The organism is Erythrobacter donghaensis (assembly GCF_001557325.1).
GTDB classification, from domain to species: domain Bacteria; phylum Pseudomonadota; class Alphaproteobacteria; order Sphingomonadales; family Sphingomonadaceae; genus Erythrobacter; species Erythrobacter donghaensis_B.
The window spans coordinates 1-5,559 of record NZ_LSJS01000045.1; the positions used below are offsets into that span (position 1 = coordinate 1).

Annotated in this window: 3 protein-coding genes; all 3 read right to left on the minus strand. The window is 58.1% G+C overall.

Translation table 11 applies throughout. From position 1 onward, the window contains the following. Positions 1 to 1,820: tetratricopeptide repeat protein (locus tag AX692_RS19430; RefSeq protein WP_155646240.1), on the minus strand; the 1,820-nt coding region annotated here is incomplete at its 3' end. Next, positions 1,817 to 4,087 (minus strand): caspase family protein, encoded by a 2,271-nt coding sequence (locus AX692_RS01215; RefSeq protein WP_073977538.1) that lies wholly within the window; start codon positions 4,085 to 4,087, stop codon positions 1,817 to 1,819. The genes AX692_RS01215 and AX692_RS19430, both read right to left, overlap by 4 nt. Positions 4,088 to 4,091: 4 nt before the next feature. Then, entirely contained in the window at positions 4,092 to 5,465 is a 1,374-nt protein-coding gene (locus AX692_RS01220; RefSeq protein WP_196491751.1) for a CHAT domain-containing protein, read from the minus strand. Positions 5,466 to 5,559: the final 94 nt, after the last annotated feature.

Genomic DNA, 5,559 nt, shown 5'->3' on the forward strand with positions numbered 1-5,559 from the left:
GCCTCGCGCGCTGCCCGGTCCTGACCGCCGCTCTGGGCCTGCGCCGCGATGTTCCGCCGCTCTGCCGCCGCCCACAGCTCCACCTGCCGCGCCCGCTCGCTCACCAGCTCCCCAGCCCCAGCCTCCACCGCATAGCGCCGCGCCGCCGTCTCCGCGATCGCCCGCGCCGCAGGGCCAGAGCCTGCAGACTGCAACGCGCCGAAGCTCTCAACACGCAGGCCGAGCGCCTCCGCGGGGAACGCCGCGCCGCGGGACCAAGCAGCGTCGGCGAAGACGCGCTCGGTCGCTTGTAGACCTGCCTGGCCCCGACCCTGCTGAGCCTCACCGCGGACGCCGCTGTCGCGCGCCTCAGTATATCGCAATCGAAGACCATCGCGAGCCTGGCGAGCGATATTAATAGCTTTTGGTGCGGTTTTGGCAGGAACCAGACGGTTAACTGCGAGATAGTATAAGTTGGCTAGAGTTTCTGGGTGGAGTCTTCCCATTATCTCTATCCGAAACTCGAGCGCCTTTTCATATAGCGGTTCGGCTTCATTAGTTTTACCAACTAACCTAAGCAAATTAGCATAGCTTACCATAACATCAATATGATTTCGCTCACGCCCAAAGTGTGGGCTCTTTGATCTCCAATAGTATGCCCGAGCGAGGATTCTTTCGGCTTCGTCAAGACGCCCTAAATCCCTTAGAACTTCAGCATAATTTACTTCAAGCTGAAGGATGTACTCTCCTTGCGTACCGTCCGCGCCTCCCCCCAGCCGAAGAGCCTCAGCAAGGATTGGCTCCGCCTCGGCAGGCCCCTTGATTTTATTTACAATAAATCCATAAAGCGATAATGTATCAATAGTTCGCTTGCTTTTATCGCCAACTACATCACGGCTAAGAGACATAGCCCTATAGGCAAGTGGCTCAGCTTCTATGTGACGCCCCTGAAGATATAACATATACGTGAAATCAATTAGACTACTCAATGTGTCCGGATTGCGTTCACCTAGCCCTTCCCGACGTATCGTGAGCGATTTTGCGAAGAAAGGTTCTGCATCGGCTGGCCCTTTTTCATTTTCGGCTAGGTGACCCAATTTATCAAGCATACGCGTATAATCATGTACACTTTCTAATGTGTCTTGATGGGAAATCCCAAGCAAATACCTGCGTCTTTCCAAGGCTTCTTGATAGACTTGATCTGCCTCCAAAAATTCACCCAAGCCCGCGAGCACATTTGCATAATTATGAAGACCTTGGAGTGTGTCTGGATGATTTGGCCCAAGCAAATCTCGGGATAAATTCAAAGCTCTAACTGCAAACGACCTTGCTTTTCCGTAATGAACATCCGCACGAAGCGAAATCTCAATAGCTTTGACTGTCATTAAAGTTCTTGGGTGATCTACGCCAAAAGAGCTTTCTTCAATTGCGAGAGTTTGTTGTAAAATTTTTACAATATCCTTTGCCAAATTAGGGCTAATTGCAAAGGAAAGGTCATCCAGCGTAAGAATTTGATATTCTGATCCTGGGAAAAATGAGGCATAATTTTTACGTATTTCAATAAGCAAGCGCGAATAATCATTCTGCAATTTTTCATATTTTCGTTTCTCTGCGACGCTCATCATACGCATCGGCGGCGTGCGGGCGGCAATCTCAAAAAGAGACATGAACGGTCGGCCTGACGAAGGATCGACCGGCATCACTTCTTGTGGCCACAGAAACGGAGCGGATGTTGTTCCGCCCTCACTGGATTGAGCCAGTGCCCTGTCAGCGCTTATCACTATCAGGGCCGCCCCAACCAGAACCACAGCCCTGAACGCGGTTGTTCCCAAGCGGCTCATTGCGTCACCCCTGCCTTCTCGCGCGGCAGAAAGTCGATCGGGATCATCATCACTGCCGTCGGCTCCGGCGGCTGCAGTGCGGTGCGGGTGCCGGGCTGGCTATAGGCCTGATGAAGTGCCTGTGCGAAGGGATCAATCTCCTCCCCTACTGCACGACGTGGGGTAGACTGAATGTCTCGGTAAATGCGCGGAGTTTGCCCCGTTCTGGATACCGCAATCAGGCCAATGGTTTCTGGACCAAACGGTTCTTGAGCCCCAGTCTGGGATGTACGGACGGTCCGGATGCGCATAATGTAGCACTCTCCGGGCCGCAGGCTAGCGTCCCTTTCGTTACACTTTTGACCTGATCGGCTGCCAGCCTGGCTCTGCATCGGGAAGAAATCCCCGTTTGCGCCGAAGTAGATTCCAGTCAGGTCGATGAATGTGTCCTTGTCAGCTTCGCTGCTCGATGGCGCGCGGGAGAATCGCACATAGATTTCGTCGCAATGCGAGAGGCGGATACCGACGTTGGCGCCGTTCGCGACGCTGTAGGGTCGGAAAGCCGCATCCTCAGGCAGAGACGTGGTACGGAGGCGGGGAGCGGGGCAAGCTGCATTCTCGGCCACCTGGGGTTGTGAGAGGACCATCGTCTCCACTGTCAGACCCGGAGGCATGGTGGCGGTGGCGCTGGTATTGAGCACTCGCAAGATCCGGCTTGCCGCTGCCATCTCCTTCACGCGCTTCTGGATGGCAGGCGCACATTCCGCTGCGTCGGAACACATGACGTGCACGGGCTGAAGCGGGTTTTCCGGATGAAGCGTCTCAGGCGCTTGCTGAGGCGGCGCGATCCATATCCGGTCGGCTCCCGGGGTCAGGACGAGGTTGGCCTGACCGAACTCTTCGCTGGCAATGATGGCATTGTCGGCATTCTCGGCCAGCGCACGTACGGCCTCTGCAGCAATGCCCTGAAAGGGTGAGCCCAAACGGGGATCAACAGCCACGCGCGTTTCCATCGGTGCGGGGTTGCGCACCAAGCGGCCTCGCAAGACTTTCCCGCTCGGCGCAGCACTGGCCTCGACCGGGCGCAGAACGGCGTCAGTCAGCGTGACATTCTCCGCTCTAAACCGAGTGCGCTGCTTGTCGGGCGTCGCTGCGTCGAACACGTCGATCAGGGCTCCCTCACTGATGAAGCGCAGCTTCCCTGCACGTAACGTGAGCTCGCCATTGTTATCAGCTACTGGCCAGTTACGGGGCTGGACTAGCTCGCTGCCAAGCAGGCTCCGGTCCATCTCGCCTTCGAATTGGGGGAGGACACGCAGACCTGTTAGGTTTCGCGACTGACGGTTTGAAGCGCCCTGCTCCTCATAGATGATGCCAACGGCTTGGCCGAGTTGCTCGTAGGTGCTGATCCCACCCCGATCGAGCGCGCGGTGGATCGCGAAGGTGAGCAAGGAGTAATGCTCTTGGGTAAAGACGCCATCCTCAAGCCATGCACTGGCTGGGGCGAGGATGTCTGGGGGAACTGCGTAGAAAGCGACTAGCGGCGCGCCTTCATCCGAGCCGGTTTCCCTTGTGAAGCTATTCTGCTGCACCTCTGTTCCTGAGCGGCTCGCGGAGACCGGGTTAAGGCCAATGTCGCTGGGGGACAGATACTTCCATTGGATCGGGGGACCACCATTGGCCGCTGAGCGTGAGATCGTGCCCGAGTGGCAGGAGTCGACCACCAGCCAGACGAATGCGCCCTTCCCCCGGATTTTCGAGAGCCGTTCATCGATTTCATCATCGAGGATCAGGTTTGTCGTGGCTGGGTCGCTATTGGTTGCCTTGGTCGTATCCGATGGTGCTAAGGCTTCGTCCGTGCCATCGGCCTCATCCTTCCCGGATGCTGCGTCAGGCTGGTCTGCAACCTGAAAGCCATGACCAGTGTAGTAGATGAGGATTTGATCGCCCTGCTTTGCGGTTGCGGCCATGCGGTCCAACTGGCCAAGAATACCAGCCCTCGTGGCCGCCGCGACCGGCTTGTAGCCTTCTGCTCGAGCCTTCGCCGCATCCTTCTGCGATGCCACAAGCCAGACGTTGTTCTCGTCAACCTCGAGCCGCTTGGTGACTTCGACCATCAGGCGAAGGTCATTGGCTACAGCTGAAATGGGATCAATGTTAGGGCTCTCGTACTCTCCGACGCCGATCAGGAGCGCGTATTTCTCCGCATGTGCGGGAGCGGACAGCAATGAGGTGCCAGCCAGAAGGATGGCGGCAGTTCTGAGGAAGAGCTTCATCGGGTCATCCATTCAGTCAGCGGGCTGTGTGAGGTTGGGCAATCGGCGGGTCACCAAACAGGCCAAATTGTGCCCAGGCGGCAGGGTGGGCGTATCTGTTGTCTGGCCGAGCGCGAAGCTTTGCACGTGCGATCTGGAATGCTCGGACGTAGTCGCCGTCTGTTTCCTCAATGGCTGCGGCGACCAGTGCCGTGACAAACTCGGCTGCCATTTCATCAGACACCGCGCCGTCGACCGCGAGGCCTGATCGGGCACCAGCATGCAGAAATGCATCGGCCATCTCTCCATAAGTGCTGCAACCGCTGGCTATCACAAAGTCGGCCGTGAGCTGAAGACTGGCGACCTCGCCTGCGGTAAGCCAGCCATCTTCGCTCGCAGAGGGCGCCAAAACCAGTGCGGGCCCACCGTGCGTTGGCACCCTGCCCTCAGCAAGACCGATGGTCGCAAAGTGCAAGATGGTCGCCCGCTCAAGGCCTTCCGACTTCACCGATTGCTCGCTGGCCTGATCCCCCAGGCGCACTGTCTGGCGGTCAGCCGAGAACAGGCCCGCCACCTGCATGATCTCGGTGCGCGTCTGCGGAAGCCTGTTGTACGCCAACGCGCCCGATTGCGGCAGGGCAGGGTCACCAAAGCCGACGTAGAAATGTGGTCGTGCCGCTTGGGTGCTGCTCCTTGCCTTTCGCCATTGCGACAATGATGGTGCAGAAGCAAACACGTGCCGGTCTCCAAGCCACGATGTGGCGCGCAGCGCGACAGGGTCACTGTCCTCCCCTTCCGGGGGCGCAGTAACGAGGGCCGAGAATGGAACGGACTGGGCTGCTTCAGAAGCAATAACGGTGACGCGCCTAGCCCCCTGCATGGTGGCCTCGAGGGGGCCGAGCAGGCGGCTATAGACCGTCCAGGCCGTTAACCGGTCAAAGCTCTCCCTCATGTCTACCACCGGGTCAGGTCCCCGATGTGTCGCCCCTTGTGACCCGTCGAGCTCACCTCGCAGGTGCCTTGCTGCGGTCGAGAGCTGATCGTTCGACACGTCGGCGCGGTGCCACTGAACCCCATCGCGTCGCAGGACGACCACATAAGTCCCGCGTTCCGAAGGCGCGATCATCAACAGCGCCTCATCCTCGCGCACCATCGCCTGCGCATCGATGAGCGAGATGATTTCTCCCCCCTCGCCCCATGGATTGCTGAGTGTGCGCAGAAGGTGCTGGATTTCGTTGAAAGCCTCTTCGCCCGTGGCAGGCGAGAAACTGCTGATCTGCCCCTGGCTGTCATTCGCCTGCAACCCCTGGATCGGCAATGCGGCGGAGGTGAGCAGTAAAGCAGTCAGGGCTGCCGATCGGATCATGGGCATGTATATTTTTCCTTCGAATTTCGAAGGATCATGTCGCATGCCCCTTGGTGCTACGCCACTTATGGTCGCCTCAAGTGGCAACATCTTACCGCCCTTCACCGGCGATGATGAACGGTGCCCATGCGCTGGGGTG

What these genes read in the sequence shown, in the direction of transcription:
- AX692_RS01215 (WP_073977538.1), bottom strand. Translation starts at nt 4,087, where the DNA reads ATGGATGACCCGATGAAGCTCTTCCTCAGAACTGCCGCCATCCTTCTG.
- AX692_RS01220 (WP_196491751.1), bottom strand. Translation starts at nt 5,465, where the DNA reads ATGCGACATGATCCTTCGAAATTCGAAGGAAAAATATACATGCCCATG.